Origin of the sequence: Streptomyces sp. NPDC046870 (genome assembly GCF_040704595.1) — a bacterium.
Classification (GTDB): domain Bacteria; phylum Actinomycetota; class Actinomycetes; order Streptomycetales; family Streptomycetaceae; genus Streptomyces; species Streptomyces argyrophylli.
This window is the reverse complement of sequence record NZ_JBEYXM010000009.1, coordinates 221,470-246,821: the sequence shown is the minus strand read 5'-3', so window position 1 is coordinate 246,821 and position 25,352 is coordinate 221,470. Positions and strand designations below refer to the sequence as shown.

At 72.1% G+C, this 25,352-nt stretch carries 17 protein-coding genes and 3 pseudogenes; 5 read left to right on the top strand and 15 right to left on the bottom strand.

Translation table 11 applies throughout. From position 1 onward, the window contains the following. Positions 1 to 341 precede the first annotated feature (341 nt). Positions 342 to 1,496, bottom strand: coding sequence for a transglycosylase family protein (locus tag AB0946_RS21805; protein ID WP_366762281.1), 1,155 nt, complete (start codon positions 1,494 to 1,496; stop codon positions 342 to 344). Between the two features lie 272 nt (positions 1,497 to 1,768). On the opposite strand from AB0946_RS21805, the gene gndA reads away from it, so the two are divergent. Then, on the top strand, positions 1,769 to 3,208 hold the full coding sequence (gene gndA / locus AB0946_RS21800) for an NADP-dependent phosphogluconate dehydrogenase (RefSeq protein ID WP_366762280.1): 1,440 nt from the start codon (positions 1,769 to 1,771) through the stop codon (positions 3,206 to 3,208). A 518-nt stretch (positions 3,209 to 3,726) separates the two neighbouring features. Here the strand turns inward: gndA and AB0946_RS21795 are convergent. The 6 genes and pseudogenes from AB0946_RS21795 to AB0946_RS21770 all read right to left on the bottom strand — a co-directional run bounded on the left by AB0946_RS21795 (position 3,727) and on the right by AB0946_RS21770 (position 8,945). Beyond that, on the bottom strand, positions 3,727 to 4,071 hold the full coding sequence (locus AB0946_RS21795; RefSeq protein ID WP_366762278.1) for a GNAT family N-acetyltransferase: 345 nt from the start codon (positions 4,069 to 4,071) through the stop codon (positions 3,727 to 3,729). A 29-nt stretch (positions 4,072 to 4,100) separates the two neighbouring features. Beyond that, a complete protein-coding gene (gene panD, locus AB0946_RS21790; RefSeq protein WP_366762277.1) occupies positions 4,101 to 4,520 on the bottom strand; it encodes an aspartate 1-decarboxylase in 420 nt (139 codons plus the stop codon). Positions 4,521 to 4,834: 314 nt separating this feature from the next. Beyond that, positions 4,835 to 5,632 (bottom strand): annotated as a pseudogene (locus tag AB0946_RS21785) (IS982 family transposase); the annotation flags it as partial. Between the two features lie 148 nt (positions 5,633 to 5,780). After that, positions 5,781 to 6,650: an NAD(P)H-dependent oxidoreductase gene (locus AB0946_RS21780; RefSeq protein WP_366762276.1), complete on the bottom strand. Its 870-nt coding sequence runs from the start codon at positions 6,648 to 6,650 to the stop codon at positions 5,781 to 5,783. Positions 6,651 to 6,663: 13 nt separating this feature from the next. Next, positions 6,664 to 7,509, bottom strand: a complete 846-nt coding sequence (locus AB0946_RS21775; protein ID WP_366762275.1) for an aldo/keto reductase — start codon at positions 7,507 to 7,509, stop codon at positions 6,664 to 6,666. Positions 7,510 to 7,604: 95 nt separating this feature from the next. Next, positions 7,605 to 8,945, bottom strand: coding sequence for an MFS transporter (locus tag AB0946_RS21770; protein WP_366762331.1), 1,341 nt, complete (start codon positions 8,943 to 8,945; stop codon positions 7,605 to 7,607). A gap of 113 nt (positions 8,946 to 9,058) precedes the next feature. Here AB0946_RS21770 and AB0946_RS21765 point away from each other — a divergent pair, with 113 nt between their 5' ends. Continuing rightward, complete coding sequence (locus AB0946_RS21765; protein WP_366762274.1) at positions 9,059 to 9,949, top strand: LysR family transcriptional regulator; 891 nt, start codon at positions 9,059 to 9,061, stop codon at positions 9,947 to 9,949. Positions 9,950 to 10,009: 60 nt separating this feature from the next. Here the strand turns inward: AB0946_RS21765 and AB0946_RS21760 are convergent, their stop codons facing one another. The 5 genes and pseudogenes from AB0946_RS21760 to uvrA all read right to left on the bottom strand — a co-directional run bounded on the left by AB0946_RS21760 (position 10,010) and on the right by uvrA (position 15,609). Beyond that, complete coding sequence (locus tag AB0946_RS21760) at positions 10,010 to 10,381, bottom strand: DUF2267 domain-containing protein (RefSeq protein WP_366762273.1); 372 nt, start codon at positions 10,379 to 10,381, stop codon at positions 10,010 to 10,012. Between the two features lie 198 nt (positions 10,382 to 10,579). Then, complete coding sequence (locus tag AB0946_RS21755) at positions 10,580 to 12,361, bottom strand: helix-turn-helix domain-containing protein (protein ID WP_366762272.1); 1,782 nt, start codon at positions 12,359 to 12,361, stop codon at positions 10,580 to 10,582. A gap of 218 nt (positions 12,362 to 12,579) precedes the next feature. Continuing rightward, positions 12,580 to 12,744 (bottom strand): hypothetical protein, encoded by a 165-nt coding sequence (locus AB0946_RS21750; RefSeq protein WP_176986079.1) that lies wholly within the window; start codon positions 12,742 to 12,744, stop codon positions 12,580 to 12,582. A 128-nt stretch (positions 12,745 to 12,872) separates the two neighbouring features. Next, a pseudogene (locus AB0946_RS21745) lies at positions 12,873 to 12,965 on the bottom strand (NAD-dependent dehydratase); the annotation flags it as partial. A gap of 175 nt (positions 12,966 to 13,140) precedes the next feature. After that, positions 13,141 to 15,609 (bottom strand): excinuclease ABC subunit UvrA, encoded by a 2,469-nt coding sequence (uvrA, locus tag AB0946_RS21740; protein WP_366762271.1) that lies wholly within the window; start codon positions 15,607 to 15,609, stop codon positions 13,141 to 13,143. Positions 15,610 to 15,819: 210 nt separating this feature from the next. Here uvrA and AB0946_RS21735 point away from each other — a divergent pair, with 210 nt between their 5' ends. Together AB0946_RS21735 and AB0946_RS21730 are read left to right on the top strand one after the other, a co-directional pair. Further along, a complete protein-coding gene (locus AB0946_RS21735; RefSeq protein WP_366762270.1) occupies positions 15,820 to 16,941 on the top strand; it encodes a hypothetical protein in 1,122 nt (373 codons plus the stop codon). A gap of 400 nt (positions 16,942 to 17,341) precedes the next feature. Then, positions 17,342 to 17,578: pseudogene (locus AB0946_RS21730) on the top strand (FUSC family protein); the annotation flags it as partial. Positions 17,579 to 17,580: 2 nt separating this feature from the next. Here the strand turns inward: AB0946_RS21730 and AB0946_RS21725 are convergent. Then, positions 17,581 to 18,171 carry a malonic semialdehyde reductase gene (locus AB0946_RS21725; RefSeq protein ID WP_366762269.1) on the bottom strand — a complete coding sequence of 197 codons (591 nt, stop codon included), beginning with the start codon at positions 18,169 to 18,171 and terminating at the stop codon, positions 17,581 to 17,583. Between the two features lie 340 nt (positions 18,172 to 18,511). Then, a complete protein-coding gene (locus AB0946_RS21720; RefSeq protein ID WP_366762268.1) occupies positions 18,512 to 21,361 on the bottom strand; it encodes an AAA family ATPase in 2,850 nt (949 codons plus the stop codon). 157 nt (positions 21,362 to 21,518) lie between these two features. Between AB0946_RS21720 and AB0946_RS21715 the strand changes: the two genes are divergently transcribed. Then, entirely contained in the window at positions 21,519 to 23,054 is a 1,536-nt protein-coding gene (locus AB0946_RS21715; protein ID WP_366762267.1) for a 4-hydroxyphenylacetate 3-hydroxylase N-terminal domain-containing protein, read from the top strand. 19 nt (positions 23,055 to 23,073) lie between these two features. Here AB0946_RS21715 and AB0946_RS21710 read toward each other — a convergent pair whose 3' ends face one another. Beyond that, a complete protein-coding gene (locus AB0946_RS21710; RefSeq protein WP_366762266.1) occupies positions 23,074 to 25,293 on the bottom strand; it encodes a LuxR C-terminal-related transcriptional regulator in 2,220 nt (739 codons plus the stop codon). Positions 25,294 to 25,352: the final 59 nt, after the last annotated feature.

The window sequence follows — 25,352 nt, the reverse complement described above, 5'->3', positions numbered from 1 at the left end:
CGCCGAACCGACCGAGGCGGCCCTCCCCGCGGTGGCCACCGAGCCGGTGACACTCGCCGGAGCAGCCGCACCGGTCAACCGCCCAGGGCCGGCCGGACGAGTCGCACGCACCGGTCCGGCCGAGGCCATGACGGACGCCGAACCGACCGAGGCGGCGGTCCTCGCGGAGGCCGTCGAGCTGGGCCTGACCGGGCTGCTGGTGTCCGGGCCGCCCGGGAGCGGCGCAGCGGTGGACACCGGTGCCGGGCCGGTCGCCGACGGTGTGCTCCCGGCGTCGTACCCCCCGCTGCCCGGGGGCGTCGCCGTACCGCTGCCGGTGCCGGCCCCGCACCGTACCCGCGTCAGATCCTGACGCCACCGGCCCGGAGGTAGGCGAGCGGGTCGACGTCCGAGCCGAACCCGGGCCCCGTCCGCACCTCGAAGTGCAGGTGCGGGCCCGTCACGTTCCCGGTGGAGCCGGAGCGGCCGATGCGCTGGCCGGCGGTGACGCTCTGGCCGTCGCGCACGGCGATGGCCGACAGGTGGGCGTACTGGGTGTAGCGGCCGTCGGCGTGCCGGATCACCACCTGGTAGCCGTACGAGCCGCCCCAGCCCGCGGCCACCACACGCCCGGCCGCCGCCGCCTTCACGGAGGTGCCGGTCGGCACGAGGAAGTCGACGCCGGTGTGGTAGCCCTTCGACCAGTGGGAGCCCGCCACGTGGTACCCGGTGCCGACGGACGCGGTGACCGGGGCGACGAGCGCGTGCCGGGTCGGCGGCGGCGTGCGGTGGGTGGTGGGGCGCTCCGAAGGCGCCTTCTTCCTCGGTGCCTTGGGGGGCGCGGAACGGGTCGCGGTGCCGTCCAGGCTGAGCCGCTGCCCCGGGATGATCAGGTCGGGGTCGGCGCCGATCGTGGCGCGGTTGCCCGCGTACAGGGTGCGCCAGCCCCCCGTCACGTGGTGGTCGCCGGCGATGCCGGACAGGGTGTCGCCGTGCACCACGGTGTACATCTCGGCCCGGCCGGCCCGGGACTGCGGGGTCGTCTGCGGCCGCACGTCCGTGACGGAGCCGGAGTGCGCGGAACCGCTCTTCGCGGGGCGTGCGGCGCTGGTCTCGGTGTGCACGCCCGGTGCGGGTCCGCCCCGGGTCAGCCCGGCCTGCACCGAGCACACCGGCCAGGCGCCGGGCCCCTGCCCGTCGAGGACCTTCTCGGCGACGGCGATCTGCTCGGCTCTGGTGGCCACGTCGGCGCGCGGCGCGAACCGGGTGCCGCCGTACGCCTCCCAGGTGGACTGGGTGAACTGCAGGCCGCCGTAGTAGCCGTTGCCCGTGTTGATGCTCCAGTTGCCGCTGGACTCGCAGGCGGCGACCTTGTTCCAGGTCGCCACGTCGGCGGCGTCCGCGGTGCCGGCGGCGACCAGCGGGATCGCGAGGCCGGCACCGCCCGCCGTGACGGTGAGTGAGGCGCGGTTGATCCTGTTCGGCTGGTACCGGCGGTGCCGGCCGCGTACGGCCATGTCCGAAATCCCCTCGGCATGCGTCAGGAGCGGCAAAAGTAAGCGCCCCGAACAGGCCATGACAAGACAGGAATTCGGCCTCCCGTGCGACCCAAGTGGCCGGGAACGGCCCCTGCTTGATCCAACGGGCCGGTCGGTGAGGCGGACGGCGGTCCCGCTGCGTACACATGCCTGGCGGGTCGGATGTGCGCTCGCCGTAGCGGCACGTCAGGATGGGCAGGGACCCGTACTGACGGAGCCGTAGTACACGAGGCAACCAGGGAGCAGGCGGTATGAGCACTTCAGCGCAGATCGGCGTCACGGGCCTCGCGGTCATGGGCCGCAACCTCGCGCGGAACTTCGCGCGCAACGGTTACTCGGTCGCCGTGCACAACCGTACGGTGTCGCGGACGAAGGCGCTGGTGGAGGAGTTCGGGGACGAGGGCGACTTCGTCGCGGCCGAGACCGCCGAGGAGTTCGTGGCGGCCCTGGAACGTCCGCGCCGGCTGGTCATCATGGTCAAGGCGGGGCAGCCGACGGACGCGGTGATCGAGGAGTTCGCCCCGCTGCTGGAGCCCGGCGACATGATCATCGACGGCGGCAACGCGCACTTCGCGGACACCCGGCGCCGGGAGCGTGAGCTGCGCGAGCGGGGCATCCACTTCGTCGGGACGGGCATCTCCGGCGGCGAGGAGGGCGCGCTGCACGGCCCGAGCATCATGCCGGGCGGTTCGAAGGAGTCGTACGGGTCGCTGGGCCCGATGCTGGAGAAGATCTCCGCGAAGGCGGAGGACGGGGCGCCCTGCGTCACGCACTGCGGTCCCGACGGTGCCGGGCACTTCGTGAAGATGGTCCACAACGGCATCGAGTACGCCGACATGCAGCTGATCGGCGAGGCGTACCAGCTGCTGCGCGACGTCGCCGGGTACTCCCCCGCGCAGATCGCGGACATCTTCCGCACCTGGAACACCGGCCGGCTGGACTCGTACCTGATCGAGATCACCGCCGAGGTGCTGTCCCACGTGGACGCGGCCACCGGGAAGCCGTTCGTGGACGTCGTGGTGGACCAGGCCGAGCAGAAGGGCACCGGCCGCTGGACGGTGCAGATCGCCCTGGACCTCGGCGTCCCGGTGTCCGGCATCGCCGAGGCGGTCTTCGCCCGCTCGCTGTCCGGCCACGCGTCGCTGCGGGCCGCGTCGCGGGACCTGGCCGGCCCGAAGCCGTCCCCGCTGGGCGAGTCGGAGGCGGCCGCCTTCGCCGACCGGGTGGAGCAGGCGCTGTACGCGTCCAAGATCGTGTCGTACACGCAGGGCTTCCACGAGATCGCCGCGGGCAGCGAGGAGTACGGCTGGGACATCGACCTGGGCGCGGTGGCCTCGATCTGGCGGGGCGGCTGCATCATCCGGGCCGCGTTCCTCGACCGCATCCGCGCCGCGTACGACGCCCGGCCCGACCTGCCGAGCCTGTTGTCGGACGAGACGTTCGCCCGCGAGATCGCCGAGGCGCAGGACGACTGGCGGGAGGTCCTGGTCGCGGCGACCCGGCAGGGCGTGCCGACGCCGGGCTTCGCGGCGGCGCTGGCGTACTACGACGCACTGCGCGCGGAACGGCTGCCGGCGGCGCTGACGCAGGGGCAGCGGGACTTCTTCGGTGCGCACACGTACCGGAGGGTGGACCGCGACGGCACGTTCCACACGCTGTGGGGCGGGGACCGCACCGAGGTGACCGCCTAGCGCGGCCCGGCGCGGAGGGCCGTTCGTCCCGGCGCGCCCGGGAGGAGCCCGGCGCCTCTCGTGGTGCAGGCGCCCGGCCCCTCCCGCGTCTCAGGTGAGCGGAGGCCCCGGCTCCGGGTTCGGTACGGGCTCCGGGCCCGGCGGGATGGGGGACGGGGACGGCTCCGGGGGGCCGGGGTGGGGCGGCGGCGGGCTCGGGTCGGGCCCCGGTGGGGGTGGCGTGGGCTCCGGGGCCGGTTCCGGGGTGGGGACCGGGCTCGGGTACGGATCCGGAGGGGTCGGGCCGGGACCCGGGGTCGGGCCCGGCGGTACCGGATCGGGGTGCGGGTTCGTCATGGTGTCCTCCGGGCAGTCACGGGACGTCGCCTCTGGACTACTCCCCCGCCTACCCGGCGACCGCCCGGCCACTCACCCGACGGCAGCACCGAACGGGTCCGGGCGGGTGGCGCGGCGGTACGGCCCCGGGTGCGCCGCGCGCTCGGACCGGCTGGGGCCGGCCCGGGTGGACCGCGGCTCGATCAGAAGCGGTCAGGGTGGGCGCGCAGCCAGTCCTTCGCGGCCGTCAGCAGCCGGGGGTCGGCCGGCGGGGCCGTCTCGGGGTGGCGTTCGGCCCATTTCACGACGTACGGGCAGAGCGGGGCCACCGGGACGCCCTCGCGCTCGGCGAGGGCGTACAGCTCGCGGGCGAGCGATCCGGCGATGCCCCTGCCCTCGTGGGCGGGCTCGACGATCGTGTGGACGGGGACCAGGGCGCGCTCGGGCGCCTCCAGGACGAAGTACTCGATGTGACCGACGACTTCACCGTCGCCGACGGCCTCCAGGCGGCCCGCCGCCCGGTCGTCGCGGATCCCGGTCTCGCTCATGGGCAGGCATGCTCCTGGTCCTCGTCCGGTCAGGCTCCTACGGCCTGCGGACTGCGCTGCTGGTCCGAGCCGGGCACCGGTTCGGACGGATCGGCGCCGAGGGACACGATCCGGTTGCCGGCGTCGACGTGCACGATCCGGGGCCGCAGCGTTCTGGCCTCCGCGTCGGTGACCTGGGCGTAGCTGATGATGATCACGAGGTCGCCGGGGTGCACGAGGTGGGCCGCGGCCCCGTTGATCCCGATGACCCCGGACCCGCGCTCCCCCTCGATGACGTACGTCTCCAGCCGGGCGCCGTTGGTGACGTCCACGATGTGCACCAGTTCCCCGGGCAACAGGTCGGCGGCGTCGAGGAGATCCGCGTCGATGGTCACCGATCCCACGTAGTGCAGGTCGGCCTGGGTGACGGTGGCTCTGTGGATCTTGGACTTGAATAGAGTACGCAGCACTTTGGACTCCTGTATGACGGCTCCCTGCCAGCTTTCTGCAGGTCAAGGGCGGTCTTAACTCTACACCGGCACGCGTCGAAGTCCTTGTTTGTGAGGAACATCGCTTGTCATTGGTGACAAGGCTCCTGCCTGGGCCTCGGCGCCAACCAGGCTGTTGTGGCGCCACCGACCAGACGCCCGTTCGGACAGCCTCTCAGGATGTTCGGGAACTGATGCTGACCAGATGCTGACTTACCTGACGATGTGCCAGGTATGCACTTCGTCGGGCATGGAGCCACCGCCCGCATTGACCTAGATGAATGAGTCCGATGTTCTCAGTGGTCATAGGCGATCAGGGACCGTTTGATCTCGGCGCCGATGGTCCAGGTGTGCCAGATGCCGGCGGCGAGGGCGAGGAGTCTTTGTCCGGTGCGGGCGAAGACTCCGGCCGGGGTTCTGCCGCCGTGTTGTTCCAGGCTGAGCTGGCCTTTGAGGATGTCGAACACGGCCTCGATCCACTGGCGGACACGTGCCAGGCGGCCGTGCCGGACCGGCTCGTCCTTGCGGTCCGGCCGCATCAGATGCACGCCCAGGCGCTCGGTGAGGAACGCCTCGAACTCCCGCCCGGCGAAGCCTTTGTCCGCGAGGATCACCTGCCCGCTGCGGACGAGGTGGTGGTCGCGTTCCAGCAGCGCGGTCATCACCTCCCGCTCGCCCACTTTCGGGTGAGCCAGGCACCAGGACACCGGCATGCCCTCGGCCGTGGTGAGCAGGTAGAGCCGGAATCCCCAGAAGAGGCGGGAGTAGCTGCGGCAGTAGCCGTAGCCGGCGTGCCCGGCCAGCTCGGAGCGTTTGACGGTCTCGCGAGAGGCCGCGCAGGGCAGCGGAGTGGAGTCGATCAGCCGCAGATCGTCGTGCCAGGTGGGCACCTGCCTGGCCAGGGCCTCGATCACGTGACTGATCAGCGGTCAGGCGGCGTTGAGCCGCTTGTTGTAGGCGGACTGCTGGGGCAGGTAGCGAAACAGATGCCCGAGCCGGGCGTGGGCGAAGCGGATCCAGTGCCGAACCGACGAGAAGCCGAGCAGCACCTGGGCGACGGCGAGGCACAGCAGTTCGGCGTCCGTCAGTTTGGGGGGGCGTCCGATCCGGCGACGAGGGCCACGTGGTCGTCGATGAACACGGACAGTGCCGCAAGAAGGGCGTCCAGGCTGGTAGTCACACACGAGCCAACGGGCGCCCTTCGCCATGGTCGCGGCCAGCACAAACATCGGACTCATTCATCTAGAAGTCGTTCAACGCGCCCGGCAGCCCGGTCAGCACCCGCTCCGGGCTCCCGACTGTGACCGATCGATCGTGACCACTGCCACCTGGTGGGCAGTTGCGTTCCAACTTCAAGCACAGCCGCCGTCCGGTCGCCGAAGTGATGGACGAACTGGCCGAACACGTGCTGCCGCACTTCCCACCCGGGCGCTCCGGGGCGCGCGGCGAGCACCGGCCCGTGGAGCGGACCGGGCCCTGAGCGAGCCCGGCGCCCCTGCGTGACCGGCGGGACTCAGTCCCGGACGGCCGCTCCTGCGCGTAGTCGCACGTGCCCTCCGCCCGGAACTGCAGGGCCGCCCGGGTCACCTCCGCGCCGAGGCCGCGCAACTGGTCCGCGACCGCCTGGTCGGTGAGGCGTCCGTCGCCGTCGAAGACCCGGGAGGACCGCGGGACCGCGAACACGAGCGGTACGGCCCAGCCGCGCAGCGACCGCACGATGAACTCCATCGCGTTGATCGCCTGCAGGCCCTGCACCCCACCGGCGGTCGTCAGCATCCCCACGGGCTTGTTGCTGAGGTAGGGCGGGTCGTGGTCGGCCAGGAGGGCGAGCCAGTCCACCGCGTTCTTGAACGCGCCGCTGACCGAGCCGTGGTACGTCGGGCTGCTCCACAGCAGGGCGTCGGCGGCCTGAGCGGTGTCCGCGAGCCGTCGGGCGGACGCCGGGATCCCGTGCTCGGACGTGTAGAACGGAAGAGCCAGCCGCTTGAGATCGATCACCAGGGTGCCGGCGCCCGCGTCGGCCGCCCCCTCGACCGCCACACACAATGCGGCCAGGCTGGTCGACGGGGAGCGCAGCGAACCTCCCATTCCGACGACGAGCGGGCGCGTCATCCTGTCAGCTCCTTCAGAGCATCTGCAGGGGCGTGGGCCCGCTGGGTGCCGGGAACGCCTCGTCGAGGGCGTCGAGCGCCTCGGTGGGAAGGCGGAGGTCCACCGCGCCGCGGTTCTCCCGGACGTGGTCGGGTGATCCGGAACGCGGGATCGCGCTCACCCCCTGTTGCAGCACCCAGGCGAGTGCCACCTGGGTCGGCGTGGCTCCGAGGGCCCGGGCCACGGCACCCAGAGCGTCACCCTTCAGGAGCCGCCCCTGCTCGATCGGGGAGTAGGCCATGACCGTCACCCCGGCCTCGCGGCACCAGGGGAGCAGATCCCACTCGATGCCGCGCCGGGAGAGGTTGTACAGCACCTGGTCGACGGCCGCGGCGTCGCCACCGGGGAGGGTGGTCAGTTCGGACATGTCGGCCACGTCCAGATTGCTCACGCCCCAGTAACGGATCTTCTCCGCCTCCATCAGGTCGGTGAATCCCGCAAGGGTCTCCTCCAGTGGCCACCGGCCCCGCCAGTGCAGCAGGTAGAGGTCCAGCCGCTCCGTACGGAGCCGCCGCAGGCTGTCCTCGCAGGCGGCGACGGTGCCCTTCCGGTCGGCGTGGCCGGGCAGCACCTTGCTGACGAGGAAGACCTCCTCCCGGCGTCCGCGGAGGGCCTCCCCGACGAGTTCCTCGGCCGCGCCGTCGCCGTACATCTCCGCCGTGTCGACGACGGTCATCCCCAGGTCCACGCCCAGCCGCAGTGCGGCGATCTCCTGCTCACGCCGGGCCGGGTCCTCGCCCAGGTACCAGGTGCCCTGCCCGAGCGCCGCGATCTCCTCACCAGAGGGGAGCGCGATCGTTCCGGCCGATTCCGCAGACATCTCGGGCCTCCCGTCTGCCGCGTGTCGCGCGCACCCGCACCGGGTGCCCAGGTCCGCGCCTCCCAGACAGCCGTGTCGCATGCGCCGCAGGGAGGTCAGGAGGAGTGAGCGGACCGCGCCGTAAGCTCGCCGGGACCGGGTGCGCGATCCCGCAACGCGACGACCACCGACACGACGGCGCCGCAGGAGAGGACCGTCGCGAAACCGATCATCGCGGTCTGCACGGCGAAGTGCCGCAGGGCGATGCTGAACAGGACGGAGGGCAGGCCCATTCCGAGGTACGCGACGACGAAGAACACGGCGAGGACTCCCGCGCGTGAGGCGGGCTCGGCCACCGAACCGGCGCGTTCGACGCCTCCCTTGAACAGCAGCCCGGAGCCGGCTCCCGACAGGGACACGGCGACCAGGTAGAGCCAGAGCGCCGGGTGGTGGAGGGCGACGGCGCACAGGACCAGCCCGACCGGGAAGACCACTGCCCCCACGGTCAGGAGCCGGGGCAGCGGCAGGCGGCCCAGCACCAGCTGGGCGGCCGCCGCGGAACCGAACATGAGGAAGGCCGCCAGGCCGACCACGAGGTGCGAGTCGGTGTGCAGGGTGCCGTGGAGCACGCTCGCCCCGAGGGAGGAGATCAGGCCGAGGATCGCGAAGGCGAAGGCGCCCAGCGCGCCGGCCGCGCCGAACGCCCGCCGGCCGCCGGGGCGCAGGACGAACCTGCTGGACGGTCGGGCCGCGGGCAACTCCAGGTCCACGGTCTCCGGGGTGCACAGCACCAGCGCAAGGCACACTGCCATGGCGAGCGTGAAGATCGCCTGGGTGGTGATCAGGGGCGCGGGAAGCCACTCGGCGACCGCTCCGGCGACCAGGGGCCCCGAGGCCAGGCCGCCGAGGTTGGCGGCGGTGGCCACGATGCCGGGCAGCACCGAACCCGTCCGTTCCGGACGGACCTCGTGGTGGAGGTCGTGCAGGTACGTCGTCGCGGTCGAGGCCATCAGCCCCAGTCCGACACCGTTCAGGATCCGGCCCGCGATCAGCCCCGGCAGGTCCCGCCACACGATCAGTACGACCGACGCGACGATGCCGACCAGCAGCGCCGGGACGATGATGCGCCGCCGGCCGAGCCGGTCCGACAGGTGCCCCAGCCCGAGGAAGGCGGCCGCCGCGCCCACGACCATCGAGGCGTACGCCACCGTGACCGTGGTCGCGCCGAAGTGGTCCCGGGCCTCGTACAGCGGCCACAGCGGGGTCGGCGCGGTACCGAACGCCATCAGCACGGTGAAGGCCACCGCCACGAACCAGAAGCCGGTCGTGTGCGAGGCACGGCGCCGGGCGGGGGCGCGGGGTGGCAGGTCGGCGGGAGCGGGTGCTGGAATCCGGTGGGCCGGGTCGTCGGGAACGTCGGCTGTGGGACGGCTCGGCGGCCTCGTAACGGCAGGCAGGGGTACCCCTCCTCGGGCGGAAGCGGATGGCGCTTTCCATCCTGCTCACCAGCCTGAATCAGTGCCAACGAATGTTTTTGCTGGGCTCCAGCAATGCGAGTGATACTTCTGCTGTGGAGCTACGTCAGCTGGAGCACTTCGTCGCGGTCGCCGAGGAGCTGAGTTTCACGCGTGCCGCCCGTCGGCTGCACGTGGTGCAGTCTGGGGTGTCCGCCGCGATCCGCTCCCTGGAGCGCGAGCTCGGCTGCGCGCTGTTCGAGCGCACGTCGCAGCAGGTCCGGCTCACCGGAGCGGGCGCCGCGCTGCTGCCGGAGGCCCGGGCCACCCTGAACGCCGCCCAGGTCGCCCAGGACGCCGTACGCGCCGCACAGGACACGCTGCGCGGCACGGTGAACGTGGGGGCCATGGCCTCGGTCGAGGTGGTGGACCTGCCTGCGCTCCTCGGGCAGCTGCACGCGCGGCATCCGGCGATCGACGTACGGCTGCGGCTGGCGACGGCCGGCTCGGCGGGACTGGCGCAGGCGCTGCTCAGCGGGGACCTTGACGTGGCCTTCCTGTCGCTGCCCGAACGCAAGCCCGCCGGGATCGACGCACGGGAGCTGGCCACCGTGCCGCTCGTCCTGGCGGTGAGCGCCGCCCATCCGCTCGCGCAGCGGGGAGAGGTGGTGCTTGCGGACCTCGCGGAGGAGCCCTTCGTGGACTTCCCGCCGGGCTACGGCAACCGCGAGGTGGTCGACCGGGCGTTCGCGGCGGCGGGCGTCGCACGCCGGGTGGCACTGGAAGTGCCCGACATCGACATGGGGGCGGCACTGGTCCGGCACGGTCTGGGCATCGCCTTCCTGCCCGCGTTCGCCGTTGCCCGCACCCCCGGCCTGCACGTCCTGGACGTCCACGGCACCGTGCTCCGCTGGAGCATGCACCTCGGCACGTCGTCGACCCGGCGGCCCAGCTCGGCCCTGCGGGCGCTGCTCGACCTGGTCGGCCTCCACGTCATCGCCCTGTGACGCCCGGGCCGCGGCACGGACGTCACCCGTCGGGGGTGTCCGGCCCCCGCGTTCGCCTCGTTATTCGAGGGCCTGGGCGAAGTCCGTTCCGAGCTGCGACATCAGGTCGCCGAACTCCTTCTCGCTGATCGCCTCGCGGAGCACGGCCAGTACGGTGCGCACACCCCGGTCGGCTTCCTCCTCCTTGAGCATGGTGCGTTCGGCGACGCGCCGCACGCTGTCGTAGTGGCCGAAGCGCTCGATGCGGTCCGTGGTTCCCCGGCGCACCGCGTCCGCGAGGCCCTCGGGGAGCTCGGTGACCAGGTCGCCGGCCTCCCCCGGGCTCAGCCCGTGGGCCAGCGTCTCGAGCGTGGCCCAGGTCAGATCCGCCGCCTCCTGGCGGCCAAGTCCGGTGCGCTCGGCGACGGTACGGACGAATTCCTGCTCATCCATGCGTCGTGCTCCTTCGCTGCTGTGGTGCGACGAACGGCGCGGACCCTGCAAGCCTGCCACGCCGGTCCGGCCCGCGCCCGCCCACGGACGGCGGTGACCGTGACCGCCCACGGCTTGACGCCTCCGTGCACCGTGGTGTGCAGGGCCTCGCCGGCCAGGTGAGGCCACGACACGAGCCCGGCCACGCCGGCCCGGATGTCAGCCGGGCCCGCCCAGCACGATCTTCCACACTCGGGTCGCCACCTGGAGGTTCAGCCGGTCCTCGACGTTCGCGAGGTCGTTGCCGCTGATGTCGCGGATGCGCTGGAGCCGATAGCGCAGCGTGCTGCGGTGGATCGCGAGGGATTCCGCGGTCTCGTCGTAGTTGCCGCCACAGTCGAAGTACCGGGACAGGGTCTCCACCAAGGTCGCGTGGTGGCGGGCGTCGTAGTCGATGAGCTGCCCGAGCCAGTCCTGCACGAACGTCTCCAGTTCCCGGAAATCGTTGCCGGGTCCCAGGATGCGGTAGAGGCCGAGCTCGTCGAAGAACGTCGTGCCGTAGCGCTCGCGGGAGTGGCGGCGCACGTCCAGGGCGCGCTGGGCCTCCCGGTAGTGGTGGGGGATGTCGTTCAGGGAGTCGGAAGGGGCGCTCACCCCGATCGTCCCGGACCGTGTTCCGGTCTCCCGGGCAAGCGCTTCGTACAGCGCGCGGGGGTGCGGCCTGTCGTCGGTGACCAGGACGACGTGGTCGGAGCGTCGGGTCAGCAGCGAGCGCATGCCCACGGCCGAGGCCGCCCGCGCCACGGTCCGTGCGAAGGAGTCGTCGGCGGTCCGGTTCGACCACCGCACCACGACGACGTAGTGGCTGCGGTGCAGGTCGTGTCCGGCTGCCTCGGACCGGGCATAGGCGCTCGCCTCGTCCGTCCCTGCCAGGAGGTCGTCCACCAGCTCGCGGTGCAGCCTCAGCTCCACTTCGGCCAGTTCGCGCAGGTGCGTCAGTTCCGGGGCGAGTGACGCGGCAGCGTGTTCCAGCGCGAGCACGGTGTGCTCGTCGGCCTCGTCCCGGGCATCGACGAGGGCCAGCACGCCCAGGATCTCGCCGTGCGGGCGGATCAGCGTGATCAGCCGGTCCCTTATCCGCACCGGCCCGGCCTGACGGGCGACGGCGTGCAGCATTTCGTCCTGGCGCACCGGGTCGGGTTCGGGATAGGGGACGGGGCGGCTGGGGCCGGTCCAGGACCTCAGCCGACCGAAGCGGTCCTCGACCAGCGCAGGAAGTCCCGTGAGCCCGTGCAGTGCGCGGGTGACGGCTTCCTCGCCGCCACCCGAGGCAGCGACGCCGGCCATGAGCGCGTGAACGGCTCGCTCGTAGCCCAGCTCGGCCACCACGGAGATCAGCTGCCGCTGGAGGGCTGTACGTTCGACCCTCAGCCGGCGCAGCTCCAGCGCGTCCTCGCGTCGGCGGCGATGCGCGAAAGCGACTGACAGTGCGGCAGCGGTGTGCCGGACGAGCGTGGCGAGCACGGCTCGCTCGGCCTCGCTGGGCCGGGAGCGGGACGTCACCACGAGATAGCCGTGGAGTCCCTCGAGTCCGCGTAGCCCCAGGGCCCGGCCCCAGGGCCTGCCGGGTACGGTCACGTTGCCGTCCTGCCCGGCCAGCTCCCGCACCCTCCGGCTCACGGCCACGGCGGGCATCTGCCCGTCCCTCGGAGTGGGGAGCAGGTCGCCGGCCACATTGAGGTATCCGGCCTCGGCACTGTAGGGCCCCGCGGCGGCTATGTGGTCCATGGCCAGGCGCAGGATCTCGACTTCGTCCGGAGTGCCGAACAGGGCGCGGGAGAGCGCGACCAGTTCACGGAGGGCGTGGCCGGCCGGGGCGCGAGCGGGCGGGCGGGGCCCTCCACCCGCGGCCATCGGGTGCCGCCCGGCGCCGCCCCGCGGAAGGGCGCCCTTCCGGCGGGAGTAGCGGTGGTACAGGCTGTGCGCCCCACTGCCGGCCATGGGACCACTCCGTCCCTCGAAACCTTCAGAGAACCGAGCGGCATGTCGCGTACCCGCTCACGGGCCGGCTACCCGAGATGTGTGGCCTCTTCGAGGGACAGAACGCCGCCGCGCAGCACCTGTACGGACTGCTCGACGGCAGGCGGGGCCGGGAGCCGGTGACAGCGCGCGAAAAGTGCGCCCTGCCCCGGCCCCCGGCGAAAGGTCGCCCGGTGGCGCTAGGCGTCGTCGCCCCGCTCGCCCTCGGCCTGGGATGGCTCGCTCCGGGGGACGTCCGGGTGCTGTTCCGTTGCGGTACGCTCGCCCGTCTCGTCACGCTCGCCCTCGGCCTGCGAGGGTGTGCGCGAGTACCAGGCGTCGTAATCAGGAGCTCCGGATTTCATGACGGGCCTCCTTCGTCGCTCACGTCCATCCTCTCAGCTTCTCCCGGGCGTCCGCCCCGCCCTTGGCCTTCAGGCAGGCGGCGAACACCGGGCCGGTGCCGGGCGGCGGGCTGTCCACGCCCGTCGCTGATCAGCCCTGTGACGTTGCCGCCGCGCGCCGGGAGCAGCCGGGTCGGTCGGCGCGCGATGTGTCCGTGTCCACCCGCGATCACCACGTGCATGGAGTCGTTCTCGCCACACGCGACCGCTCACGCCGGGCTGCGGGACCTCCGCGGCAGGTCGGGTCCCGCGGTTGCCGCGAAGCCAGCGTACGCGCGCACCGCGCTGGTGCGCGAGACCACCCGGCCACCGGGTCGCGCCGCGGGTGCGCCGGGATGCGCGCTCGCGAATCTGTCGTCAGGAGCGCGCGAGCCGGGCCGCGAGATAGCGTGCGGTGGCGCTGCGGCGGGCCCTGGCCACCTTGGCCGGCGGGCCCGCCGCGACCACCCGCCCGCCCGCGTCGCCGCCGCCCGGACCGAGGTCGATGACCCAGTCGGCGGTGGCGATCGTGTCCAGGTCGTGCTCGACGAGGACGACCGTGTTGCCGGCGTCGACGAGCCGGTGCAGCTGTCGCAGCAGCAGCGCGATGTCGGACGGGTGCAGCCCCGCCGTCGGCTCGTCGAGCAGGTACAGCGCGTGCCCGCGCCGGGCTCGCTGCAGTTCGGTCGCCAGTTTGATGCGTTGCGCCTCACCGCCGCTGAGTTCCGTCGCGGGCTGGCCCAGCCGCAGGTATCCCAGTCCCACCTCGCGCAACGTCTCCAGACTGCGGGAGGCGGCCGGGACGGCGGACAGGAACTCGGCGGCGGCGTCGACGGACAGCGCCAGTACTTCCGCGATGTTCTTGCCCCGATAGGTCACTTCCAGCGTTTCGGCGTTGTACCGGGCGCCTCCGCAGGTCGGGCACGGCGCGTAGGTGCCGGGCAGGAACAGCAGTTCCACCGCGACGAACCCTTCGCCCTGGCAGGTCTCGCACCGCCCCTCGGGCACGTTGAAGGAGAACCGCCCGGCCGGGTAGCCGCGCGCCCTGGCCTCGTCCGTCGCCGCGTACAGCTTGCGCACCGCGTCGAACATCCCGGTGTACGTGGCCAGGTTGGACCGGGGGGTCCGGCCGATGGGCCGTTGGTCGACCCGGACCAGCCGGTCGAACGACTCGACCCCCGACGCGTCCTGGACGTCGACCTCCAGCCGCGCCTCGTCGGGCTCCTCGGGTACGAGTCCGAGGTGGCCGCGGACGACCTCGGCGAGCACCTGCGTCACCAGCGTCGACTTCCCGGAACCGGAGACACCTGTCACCGCCGTCAGGACGCAGAGCGGTACGTCCACGGACACGTCGTGCAGATTGTGGCGGGAGACGCCGCGCAGGTGCAGCCAGCCGTGCGGGGTGCGCGGGTGGTGATCGAGCGGCTGGGCGCGCCCGAACAGGTACGGGCTCGTGGCCGACTCCCCGACCCGCTCAAGGCCGGCGACCGGGCCGCTGTACAGCACGCGTCCACCGCCCTCGCCCGCACCGGGGCCGATGTCGACCACCCAGTCCGCCCGCCGTACGACGTCCATGTCGTGCTCCACCACGAACAGCGAGTTGCCCGCGGCCCTGAGGCGGTCCAGCACGTCCAGCAGCGGTTCCGCGTCGGCCGGGTGCAGGCCCGCGGAGGGCTCGTCGAGGACGTAGACGACGCCGAACAGCCCCGAGCGCAGCTGGGTGGCGATCCGCAGGCGCTGCGCCTCGCCCGGCGACAGGGTCGTCGAGCGGCGCCCCAGGCCGAGATATCCCAGGCCCAGGTCGAGCAGCACCTCGATCCGCGCGACCAGATCGCCGCAGATGCGGACCGCGACCTCGGTCGTCTCCCCGGATCGGGCGGTCGACGTGGTGGCGTCGGCCTCGGACCGCCCCGCCACGGGCCGCAACAGCGCCACGACCTCGGTGAGCGGCATCGCGTTGATCTCGGCGATGGAGCGTCCGGCGAAGGTCACGGCGAGCGCCTCGGGCCGCAGTCCGCTGCCGTGACAGGCGGGGCAGGGCACACTCCTGACGAACCGGAGCGCCCGTTCGCGCATCTTCTCGCTCTTGGAGTCGGCGAGGACGTGCATGACGTGCTTGCGGGCGCTCCAGAACGTGCCCTGGTAGCCGTAGTCGACGCGGCCCTCCTCCGGCTCGACGTACACGGAGGGCTGCTCGTCCGTGTACAGCAGCCAGTCCCGGTCCTTCTTCCTGAGCCTGCGCCACGGGCGGTCGATGTCGATCCCCAGGCCGCTCACGACACTGCGCAGGTTGGCGCCCTGCCAGGCGCCCGGCCAGGCGGCGATCGCCCCTTCGCGGATGCTCAGCGAAGGGTCCGGGACGAGCAGGTCCTCGGCCACGTCGTGCACGACGCCCAGTCCGTGGCAGTGCGGGCAGGCGCCGGCCGCGGTGTTGGGGGAGAACGACTCGGCTTCCAGCCGTGCGGCACCGGGCGGATAGGTGCCGGCGCGGGAGTACAGCATGCGCAGCAGATTGGACAGCGTGGTGAGGGTGCCGACCGTCGAGCGCGAGCCGGGCGACCCGCGTCGCTGCTGCAGGGCCACGGCCGGTGGCAGTCCGGTGATCTCCTGCACGTGCGGTGCGCCCACCTGTTGCAGCAGTCTTCGGGCGTACGGCGCCACGGACTCGAAGTAGCGCCGCTGGGCCTCCGCGTAGAGCGTGCCGAACGCGAGCGAGGACTTGCCCGAACCGGAGACGCCGGTGAAGGCGACCATCGCGTCCCGCGGAATGTCGACGTCGATGTTCCGCAGGTTGTTCTCACCGGCGCCCCGCACGCGCACGAAGGAGTCGGTCGCGTCCTTGTTCACCGTTCCTGATTACCTGATCGCGCCGGGAACCGCGCGACAGGCGCCGTCACCGGGCCCCGCTCCCGGGGAACATTCCAGAGTGCTTCACCGTGGACGTGCCGGCCGGCCCGCACCTGCCGGCAGGGGCCAGCGTGTCACACGGCGTCGGGGGTACCTCCGGGGCATCCTGTGGCCACGTGCGATCACGGGGGCAGCCGACGATAGGGAGTCATGCGGGTGTCGTCTCAGGACGTTACGGTCGTGGCTCTTCTGGCGGATCCGGATGCGCCGACGGAGATCGCGCAGCGTATGGCCCGGATGCTTCCTGATCGGCTCGCCGGCAGATCAGGCCAGGGACGACGCTTCGACGTCGAGGTGGTCAGTGAGCCCTTCACGGCGGGGACCGAGGACCTGTCCACACTGACGCGCCGGATCATGGACCGCGGAAGTGAGGGGAACTGGGACGTCGTCGTGGCCCTCACCGACCTTCCGCTGCACTCACACGGGCGCAAGCTCGTGATGGATCTGAGTCACGACCACGGCTTGGCGCTGCTGTCCCTTCCCGCGCTGGGGGTCTTCCGGCTGCAGACCAGGGCCCGGCAGGCCGTGGAAGAAGCCGTGCTCGGTCTGGCGGGCCCGCAGGCCACCGGGCCTGAAGGGCCTCCGGGAAGTCGGCCGCTGCGGGGGCCCTTCGTCCGTCGTCTCGCGTCCATCCGTCCGGGCCAGGTCGGTGAGGAGGAGATCGCCGATCTCCGGTACGTCGTCAGCGGGCCACGCGGTTACCTGAGGGTGCTCGGCGGTATGGTCCGCGCCAACCATCCGTGGCGGTTGGTGCCGGGTCTGTCGAAGGCCCTGGCAGCCGCGCTCGCCACGGGAGCAGTCGCCACCGTGGACTCCACCCTCTGGAACCTGGCCACCTCCCTGACCACGCCGCACCTGCTGATCGCCATGGTCGGGTCCGTCGCGCTCATGATCGGCTGGCTGATCGTGGACGCGAACCTGTGGCATCGAACGGATGAGGTCTCGCCGGAGGCGAGGAAGAGGGCGGCTCTTTACAACGCCTCGACGGTCGTGACCGTGGGTATCGGGGTGATCGTCTGCTACGTGGGGCTGATGGTCGTCAACCTGGTGTGGGCGCTGTTCATCCTCGACGACCGGCTGTTCGCCACCACGACACGAACGCCGCTGCACGCCTCGGAGTACTGGACGCTGTCCTGGTTCGTCGCTTCGGTCGCCACGGTGGGCGGCGCCCTGGGATCGGGCCTGGAGAGCGACGAGGCGATCCGGGCAGCCGCCTACTCCAAGCGCGAACAGGAGCGTCGCAGCGCGCTGGAGGACGCCCGCGGTGGCTAGCGGGGGACCTCAGCCGGAGATGTGCCGTCGGTGGGTGGTCGTCCGGGTCCGGGGTTTCCGCTGATCGGTCTGTGCGTGCTTGTTTCGTCTCGGGGGCCGACGGGGACCCGCACGGCACGCCGCCGGAGCGCCGAGGCTCCGCCGGGCGGGGCCGGCGGCAAAGAGACCGTTCCACCTGTTCCGGGTGAACGGCACGGAGACGTGCCGGAGCCACGGCCCCGAACCGACGACGATTGCCCGCGCGCCGGCCTGGAGGACGGACGGCGGACGCTCACGCCCTCCAGCGGCTGCGGCCGCCGGCCGGCCGGCGGACCCTGTGGGAGGCTTCCTTGCACGAGGGCTGCCGCACCTCGACCAGGCCGACGCGACCCGGCAGGGCGTTCCGGTCGGGCGGACACCCGTGACGTGGCTGCGAGCCTTCGGGGAAGTCGTGCGATCCGGGCTCACGATCGAGGAGACGCGGCTGGAGCCCCTGCTCGCGCTGCGTGCGGCCGCTGGGGTGGCGATCGTGATGGGGCCGGCGCTGTGGCTGGTCTCCCCTGCCTGTGCGGCGTCCGCCGCCCTCGGCGCCTACTCCGCGGGTGGGGCCACCTTCCAGCGCAGCTGGCGTCCGCGCAAGGTGGTCGCGCTCGGCGCGGATCAGACGGTCGTGACCACCTGGGCGTACGTCAGGCGCGGGGAGCGCGGGAACCAGGCGTTCTCGCCCGGCCTGCCGATGTTGACGACGGCGAGAACCGAATGCTCGCCGTCGCTGAAGAACTCCTTGTCGATGCCCTCGGCGTCGAAGCCGGTCATCGGTCCCGCGGCGAGGCCGGCCGCGCGGACGCCGATGATGAAGTAGCCGACCTGGAGAGCCGCGTTGAGCCTTGCGGACCGCTCACGCACCGCACGGTCGGCGAAGAGGTCCCTTGCCTGCGGGAAGTGGGGGAACTGGCTGGGCAGTTCCTCGTGGAACTCGTTGTCCGCGGCGAGGACGGCGACGAGTGGGGCGGCCGCGGTCTTCTTGCGGTTCCCCTCGGACAGGTGTCCGATCAGGCGTTCGCGCGCCTCGGGGGAACGAACCAGCACGATCCGCAGCGGCTGCTGGTTCATGCTGGTGGGGCCGTACTTGACCAGTTCGTAGACGGCCTTCATCTGGTCGTCCGTCACCGGGTCGTCGGTGAAGGTGTTGGCGGTCCGTGCCTCCCGGAACAGAAGGGCCTGGGCTGCGGGGTCGAGAGCGAGTGACATGGTGAACCCCTTACGGGTGTGCGGCTTTGGCATCTAGGTGGTGCGGCGAACCGAGAAGCGGAGGAACCGGGCGCTGACAGCGAGCAGGCAGACAGCCGTCGTGGTCGGGAGCCGCGGTACGCGACGGCACCCGGCCAGGTGCCGGCCACCCCGGGCCCCGGTCGAGCATCCGTCCACGACCCGGCACGGAGTTCCGCCGCATCGGTACTCCTTGTCGGCCGGATCGCTGACGGCGCCGTGCCTGTGGCGCCGTCAGCGATCAGCATCACCGGTGCGTCGGGCGCCGGCATCGCCCATTCACGGGATCCTCGCCGCCGCGCCCCGCCGCCGCAGGCGTCGCTCAGTCTCCCCCGTCGGAGACGCCGCCCCGTTCGATCGCCAACCGGGTCAGTTCGACGCGTGTGTTGATGCCGAGCTTGGTGAAGATGTGCTTCATGTGCGTGTTGACGGTGTGCACGGACACGTAGAGCCGGTCGGCGATGGCCCGGTTGGTGAGGCCCTCCACGACGAGCGGGATGAGCTTCCGCTCGGATTCGGTCAGGCTCTCCCATCCCGGTGCGCCGCTCGTGTGGTGCCGTGGGACGGCTGTGCGCACGCCGAAGCGTCTCAGGCGCCGCATGATCCGTTCGTGATCGCGCAGGGCTCCGGAAGCCGACGCCAGCTCACCCGCCTCTTCGAAGTACGGGATCGCCGACGTGGTGTCGCCCGACGCGGCCACGAGGTCCCCGAGGTCCTCGCAGACCGCGGCCAGGGCCAGCCGCCTGCCGGTGCTCCGGTAACCGGTGGCGGCGGACTCCAGTGCAGCCGGGTCGTCGTGGAGCAGGCCGTCCACGTGGGCACGGACGGTCCCGATGATCTGCTGGCTGTCGTCCAGTTCGGCGAGGGTGCGCAACGCGCCGGACACGGCCTGCGCGAGCGACGGGTCCTCACCGCGGAGCGCCATGCGCACGATCCCGGGCCAGTGGGACGGCGGCACCGCGAGCAGCCGTACCGGCTCGGCGTCCGTGAAGCCGCCCAGCGCCGCTGCCGCTGCGGCATCCCGGCCCTCCGCGCCGGCCAGGCAGGCGCGCGCGAGCGACACCCACGGGCCGAACCGCTGGGTGCTCGTGCCGGAACCGGCTTCGGCGGCACGGAGCTGGTCCCTGGCTTTGCCGAGGTCACCGCGTCTGATCTCCACCATCGCCAGTACGGAGCGGGCCTGCCGGTTCGGCTGGGTGATCTCGAGTTCGTCGGCCACCACCAGACTGGACTCGGCCTCCACGGCCGCGTCGTCCAGCGCCCCCTGTTCGAACAGCGCACAGGCACGGCTCGCATGCCAGTGGGGAAGCGACCAGCCCAGGCCCAGCGCCTCCGCTTCGTGCTGTCCCTCCCGCAGCACCCGCTCGGTGTCCGCGAGCCGGTCGGTGGCGGTCAGCACCGTGGCCAGCCACAGCGCGGGGATCCGCGGAGGCCGCAGGTGGAGGACGCCGGACTCCGTGCCGGCGCGTGCCGTGGCCTCCTCGGCGAGTTCGAGGGCGCGGGCGAGACGCCCACGGTAGAAGAACGTCTGCGACTGGAACACCATGGCGCTGACGACGACGGCCGGATCCTCGCTGCGGTAGGAGGCCTCGACCAGCCCGACGTCGGTTTGCTCGGCAGCGGTGATGTCCCCGAGGTACACGTGGCCCGTCGCCTTGGTCTTCAGCAGCCGGACGCGCAGGTCGGCCGGCAGCCCGGGAAGTGCCAGAGCCTGTCGGAGATGTGTCATCGCGGCGGCGTCGTCGCCCGCGGCCTGGTGGATCTCGGCGGCCACCAGGCGCAGACGGGCCTCCTGCAGCGGCTCCGGCAGGTCCGACAGGGTGGCGTCGACCAGGTCGAGTGCCTGGTGCACCCGGCGGGTCCGGCCGAGGTACTCGGCGGCATCGGTCAGCAGGGCGACGCGCCGCCGGTCGTGCGGGGGCAGCCGTCCGGCGATCTGCTGAGCGAGGTCCGCAGCCGCGTCAGGGGCCGACGAGGACAGTTCCCGTACCGCGGTGGTCAGCGTGGTCACGGCGTCGTCGTCGACCGGGCCGCCCGACAGGACGACGTGCCAGGCCACCTCGGCCGATCGCGCCCCGATGCCACGCAGGACGTCGGCGGCCTCCCGGTGCAGAGCGGTCCGTACGGCCGGCGCCAGATTCTCGTGGACGGCCTGCCGGATGAGGTCGTGGCGGAACGCCAGTCGCGGGCCTTCGCCCGAGAGCAGACCGGCGTTCAGGGCGGCCTCGACGCCGGAGAGCAGGCTGCCGGCCTGCCTGCCGAGCATGCGCGCGGCCGTGCCGAGGTCGAACTCCCGGCCGAGGACGGACCCGATCTGGAGCAGGCGCAGGCCGTCCTCCGGAAGCCGGTCCAGACGCGCGGCGACGCTCCGCCGGAAACCGACGGGGATGCCGTCGTGCAGCAGGCTCGCCACGCCCGCCTCCACTTTGACGGCGTCCGTGTCGGCGAAGGCGCGTACCAGTTCGATCGCCAGGAAGGGGTTTCCCGCGACGCCCCGCAGGAGCCGGGCCAGCCCGGGTGACGGTTTCGCCCCGAGGACGTCGGCCGCGATGTGCTGCAGCTCCTGCTGCGGCAGCGGGCCGAGGGTCAGCCACCGGGCTCCGAGGTGTTCGAGATCCTCCCGCACCCTGGCGACGGTCGGCCGCTCCGTCTCCGACCGTACCGCCAGCACCCACAGGATCCGCGAGGCCGCCAGTCGTCGAGGCAGGGTGCGCAGCACCAGGAGCGTGGCCGGATCGGCCCACTGCGCATCGTCCACCAGCACGGCGACCGGGGCGCGCTGGGCACGCTCCTCGAGGGCGTCCGTGATGCTGTCGAGCAGCCAGAGCCGCTGGTCGTCGGCGGCCGTGGCCGTCGGTTCGGAACCGTCGCAGGACTGCAGGGCGGACTGCAGGGCGGCTCCCGCGGCGTACTGGTCGAGCTCGTCGGCCCGTACGGACACCACGTCGAAACCGGACCGCCGTGCCATGCCGTCCAGCTCCGCCAGCAGCCGGCTCTTGCCGACGCCGGGTGCGCCTTCGACGACGACGCAGGCACCCCGTCCGCCACGCACCGCGTTCAGGGCCTCACCGACAGCCGTGATCTCCCGGTCGCGTCCCCTGAGGCGCAGCGCGCTCATGGCCTGGTTCCCACGCCCGCCGGGCCGGTCGCCCGCTGGGTCTGTGCTGCGCATGGGGCCCAGCATGCCCCACGGCCATATCGCCCTCAACGCCGGTTCCCGTGTGCCCGGCGCTTTCACCCGGGTGATTGCCGGTTCCGCGCCGGCCGCTCACCCCGTCACGACGCATCCTTCGGGTCGTCCAGATCTCTTGCCCCGAGAGGAGCACGACGTGCGTACAGGCAAGGAATACCTGGCGGCGCTGAACGACGGCCGCACGGTGTGGGTGGGTGACGAACTCGTCGACGACGTCTCCACGCACCCCAGGACCAGGGCGTACGCCCGGAGCATCGCGGACTTCTACGACCTGCACCACCGTCCGGACCTCCGGGACGTCATGACGTTCCTGGACGAGGACGGTGTCCGGCGGTCCATGACGTGGTTCCAGCACCGCTCCAAGGAGGATCTGCTGCGCAAGCGGCGTTACATGGAGACGGTGCAGCGGGAACTGGGCGGCGGTGCGATCCCTCGCACGCCGGACGTCAACAACTACGTCCTGCTGACCTACGTCGACGACCCCGAGCCCTGGAGCAGCCAGTCCGTCGGGACCGAGGGGCGGGACCTCACCGGGGGCATCCTCGACTTCTGGAACGTGATGCGGGACGGCGACCTCAACGCGACGCCGGCCTTCGTCGACCCGCAGGCGGACCGCTCGCGCGACTCCGCACAGGCCCAGTCCCCCGCGCTGCGGGTGGTCGCCACCTCGGACGAGGGCATCACCGTGCGGGGTGTGAAGGCGATCAGCACCGGCGCGGCCTTCGGGGACTGGATCCACATCGGCGTCTTCTACCGCCCCGGGATCGTGGCGGAGCAGATCATCTACGGGGCGGTGAAGCCCAACACCCCCGGCGTCACCATCATCTGCCGCGAGAGCAACGTCCGCGACGGCGAGGAGGTGGAGCACCCGCTCGCCTCACAGGGTGACGAGCTGGACAGCATCATCGTGTTCGAGGACGTGCTCATCCCCTGGGACCGGGTCTTCCACATCGGCAACCCCGAGCACGCCTCACTGTACCCGCAGCGCGTCTTCGACTGGCTGCACTACCACTCGCTGGTGCGTGCCATGGTGAAGGCCGAGCTGATGCTCGGTCTGGCCCTCCTGATCACCGAGCACATCGGCACCTATCAACTGCCGCCCGTCCAGGCCCGGATCGCCCGGTTCGCCGGCTTCCTCCAGACGCTGAAGGCGCATGTGATCGCCTCCGAGGACGAAGGGTTCTTCACTCCCGGCGGCATCTACAAGCCGAACGTCCTGATGTTCGACTTCGGGCGGGCGTACTACATCGAGCACATCACCGACCTGACCCACGAGCTCATCGACCTGTCCGGTCGTGCCGCGCTCATCTATCCCACCGAGGGGCAGTGGGAGCGGCCCGAACTGCGGCCGTGGCTGGCGGCGCTGCAGACCGGACCGGTCGGCAGGCCGCACGACCGGCTGAAGATCAGCCGCGTGATCCGCGACATGTTCCTGTCCGACTGGGGCGACCGCATCAGCACCTTCGAGAACTTCAACGGCACGCCCCTGCTGGCCATCCGGAGCCTCACGATGAAACGTGCCGAGATGTCCCCCAGCGGCAGCATGGCGGACCTCGCACGCAAGGTCTGCGGCATCGAGGGCGTGAGCAGCGACGGGCAGCCGGAGACCGCGTACCTGGCCCAGGCGGACTACGCCCGACGCCAGGACGCCTCTCGCCAGAACGCCTCGTGACAGGATGCCGGGGCCCGGGTCAGAGCATGCCCCACTCCCGAGCCCTGGCGACCGCTCCGCTCCGGTCGTGCGCGCCGAGTTTGCGGAAGATCGCCCGTACCTGTGTCTTGACGGTGTTGTGGGACACGTAGAACTCCATGGCGATCTGACGCAGTGTCAGCGGACCGCACAGGGCGCGGAGCACCCGGCGCTCCCCGAGCGACAGCTCCTGGGGGCCGGATGCCACCAGCGGCACGACGGTGTCCTCGCCGACTCGCCCGAGAAGTTTCGTCAGTGCTCCTGGTGACTGGCACCGGGCCGCTGCCCGCTCGGCCGCCGCACGGGCCTTGCGTGCGGCGGCCGTGCTGTGCCGGGCAGTGGCAAGCCGTGCCTGTGTGACGTGGTACCAGGCGTGCATCTGGGGTTCGCCGCCGGTCCCGGACGAGTCCGCCAGCGCCGCCGCCGCGTCGGCGAGGGCCCGTTCGGCCTCGTCGGCCCGTCCCTCGTCGAGGAGCAGGCCGGCCCTGCCGATGTAGGCGGGTGCCGCGACGAAGTGCCGCTCCAGCCCGGCCCTCCCGGCGGTCTCCAGGGCTTCGTCGCTCAGCGTGCGCGCCGGTTCGTGGCGTCCGGCCAGCAGGGCGCACAGCGCCCGCAGGCCCAGCGCGCGAACGAGCGTCAGGCTGTGCCCGGCGGCGTGCGCGTCACGGGTCGCCTCGCCGAGCAACGCCTCGGCCTCGTCGTACCGCGAGGTCCACAGCAGAGCGGTCCCGCGGGCCGTACAGGCCAGGGCACGCCAGGACGTCAACGGGACGGTGCCGGCGAAGACGGTTCCGGCGAGACGGTCGCCGGTCAGGATCTCCCCCTGGAGCCAGCAGGCCACGGCCTGGGCGACGGCTGCCGCATCCGACACCGTGCTGCCCTCGCCGACCGTGTCCGTTCCCGGCTCCCTGAGCCGGACCACCTCCAGCCAGCGCCGGGCCGTGTCCGGAGCATTCCCCGAGAGGGCCGCCATCGCCGCCACGACGCACAGTCTCGCGTCGGCCGCGACCGTGCGGGGCGGCAAGAGCTCCAGCCACTGCGCGACCTCCCGACCGCGCCCCGCCGAGATCGCCTGCTCCCAGTCGTGGAGTATCGATGCCACGGCGGCGGCCTCGTCACCGCCCCGCACCCAGTGCCGTACGGCCGCGGCCGTCTCGCCGTGCCGTGAGTACCACCGCGCCGCCGATCGGTGCAACGACACGACGCTTCCCGGCCCTTCGGATCCGAGGAGGTCGTGGAGCAGGGCGGACAGTGCGCGGTGACGCCGGTACGCGGAGGGATCGGCGGCTACCGGGACGAGCAGCTGGACGGTCCGTGCGAGCTCACGCAGCAGTACGCCCGCCCGGTCCCCGGCGAGGGCCCGGCACGGCCCGGCGCTCAGCTCGTCCAGCACGCTGGTGCGGAGCAGGAACCGGCGCTGTTCGGTGGTGAGCCGGTGGAGCACTTCGGTGGCCAGGTACTCGGCGACCGCTCGCCTGCCGCGGGCCAGGGCGGCCGTCGTGTCGGCGTCGTCCGACGCGCGGGCGAGGGCACGGCCCATGATGCACACTCCCGCCGCCCACCCCTCGGTGGCCTCGTACAGCGCGCTCGACGTGTCCGGGGCCGGAGCGGACTCGAGCAGACCGGTGAGGACGGCTTGCGCCTCCTCGGGGGTGAAGGCCAGGTCGTGCTGGTCGAGTTCGGCGATCGCGCCCCGGGCGCGCAGGGTCGCCACGGGGCCACCCGGAACGTGACGGGTCGACAGGACGACGCGAAAGCCCTGCGGAAGCCTTGTCAGGAAGTCCGAAAGGCTGCGGACCGCGTCGACGTCCTTGATCGATTCCACTCCGTCGAGGATCAGTGCGAGCGGCTCCCGTCCGTCCAGTCCGGTCACGAGGCCCGGCAGGATCTCCTCGGGCCACGCGTCGGGTGTCCACTCGCCGCCGAGGGGGTGGACGGGCAGTTCCGGCCGTACGTGCTGCAACGCCCGCAGGATGCCGGCCCAGAGCCGGCCCGGGGCGTTGTCGTACGCGTCCAGGCTGAGCCAGGCGCACGCGCCACGCGCTGCCGGACTCCGCGCCCACTCGGTCAGGAGCACCGTCTTTCCGGCACCGGCGGGCGCGGAGACCACCACCACGGGCTCGGTCGACGCGTCCAGCCGGCGCAGCAGCCGGGGGCGGGTCAGCAGGTGCGGGGGCTGGTCCGCGGGACGCAGCTTGAAGGCCGGCACGGAACTGGTCATGGCACCTTCGGTGGAGTCGTCGGGACGAGCGGGGCCCCCGGCGTCCGTAGCTCGCCTGC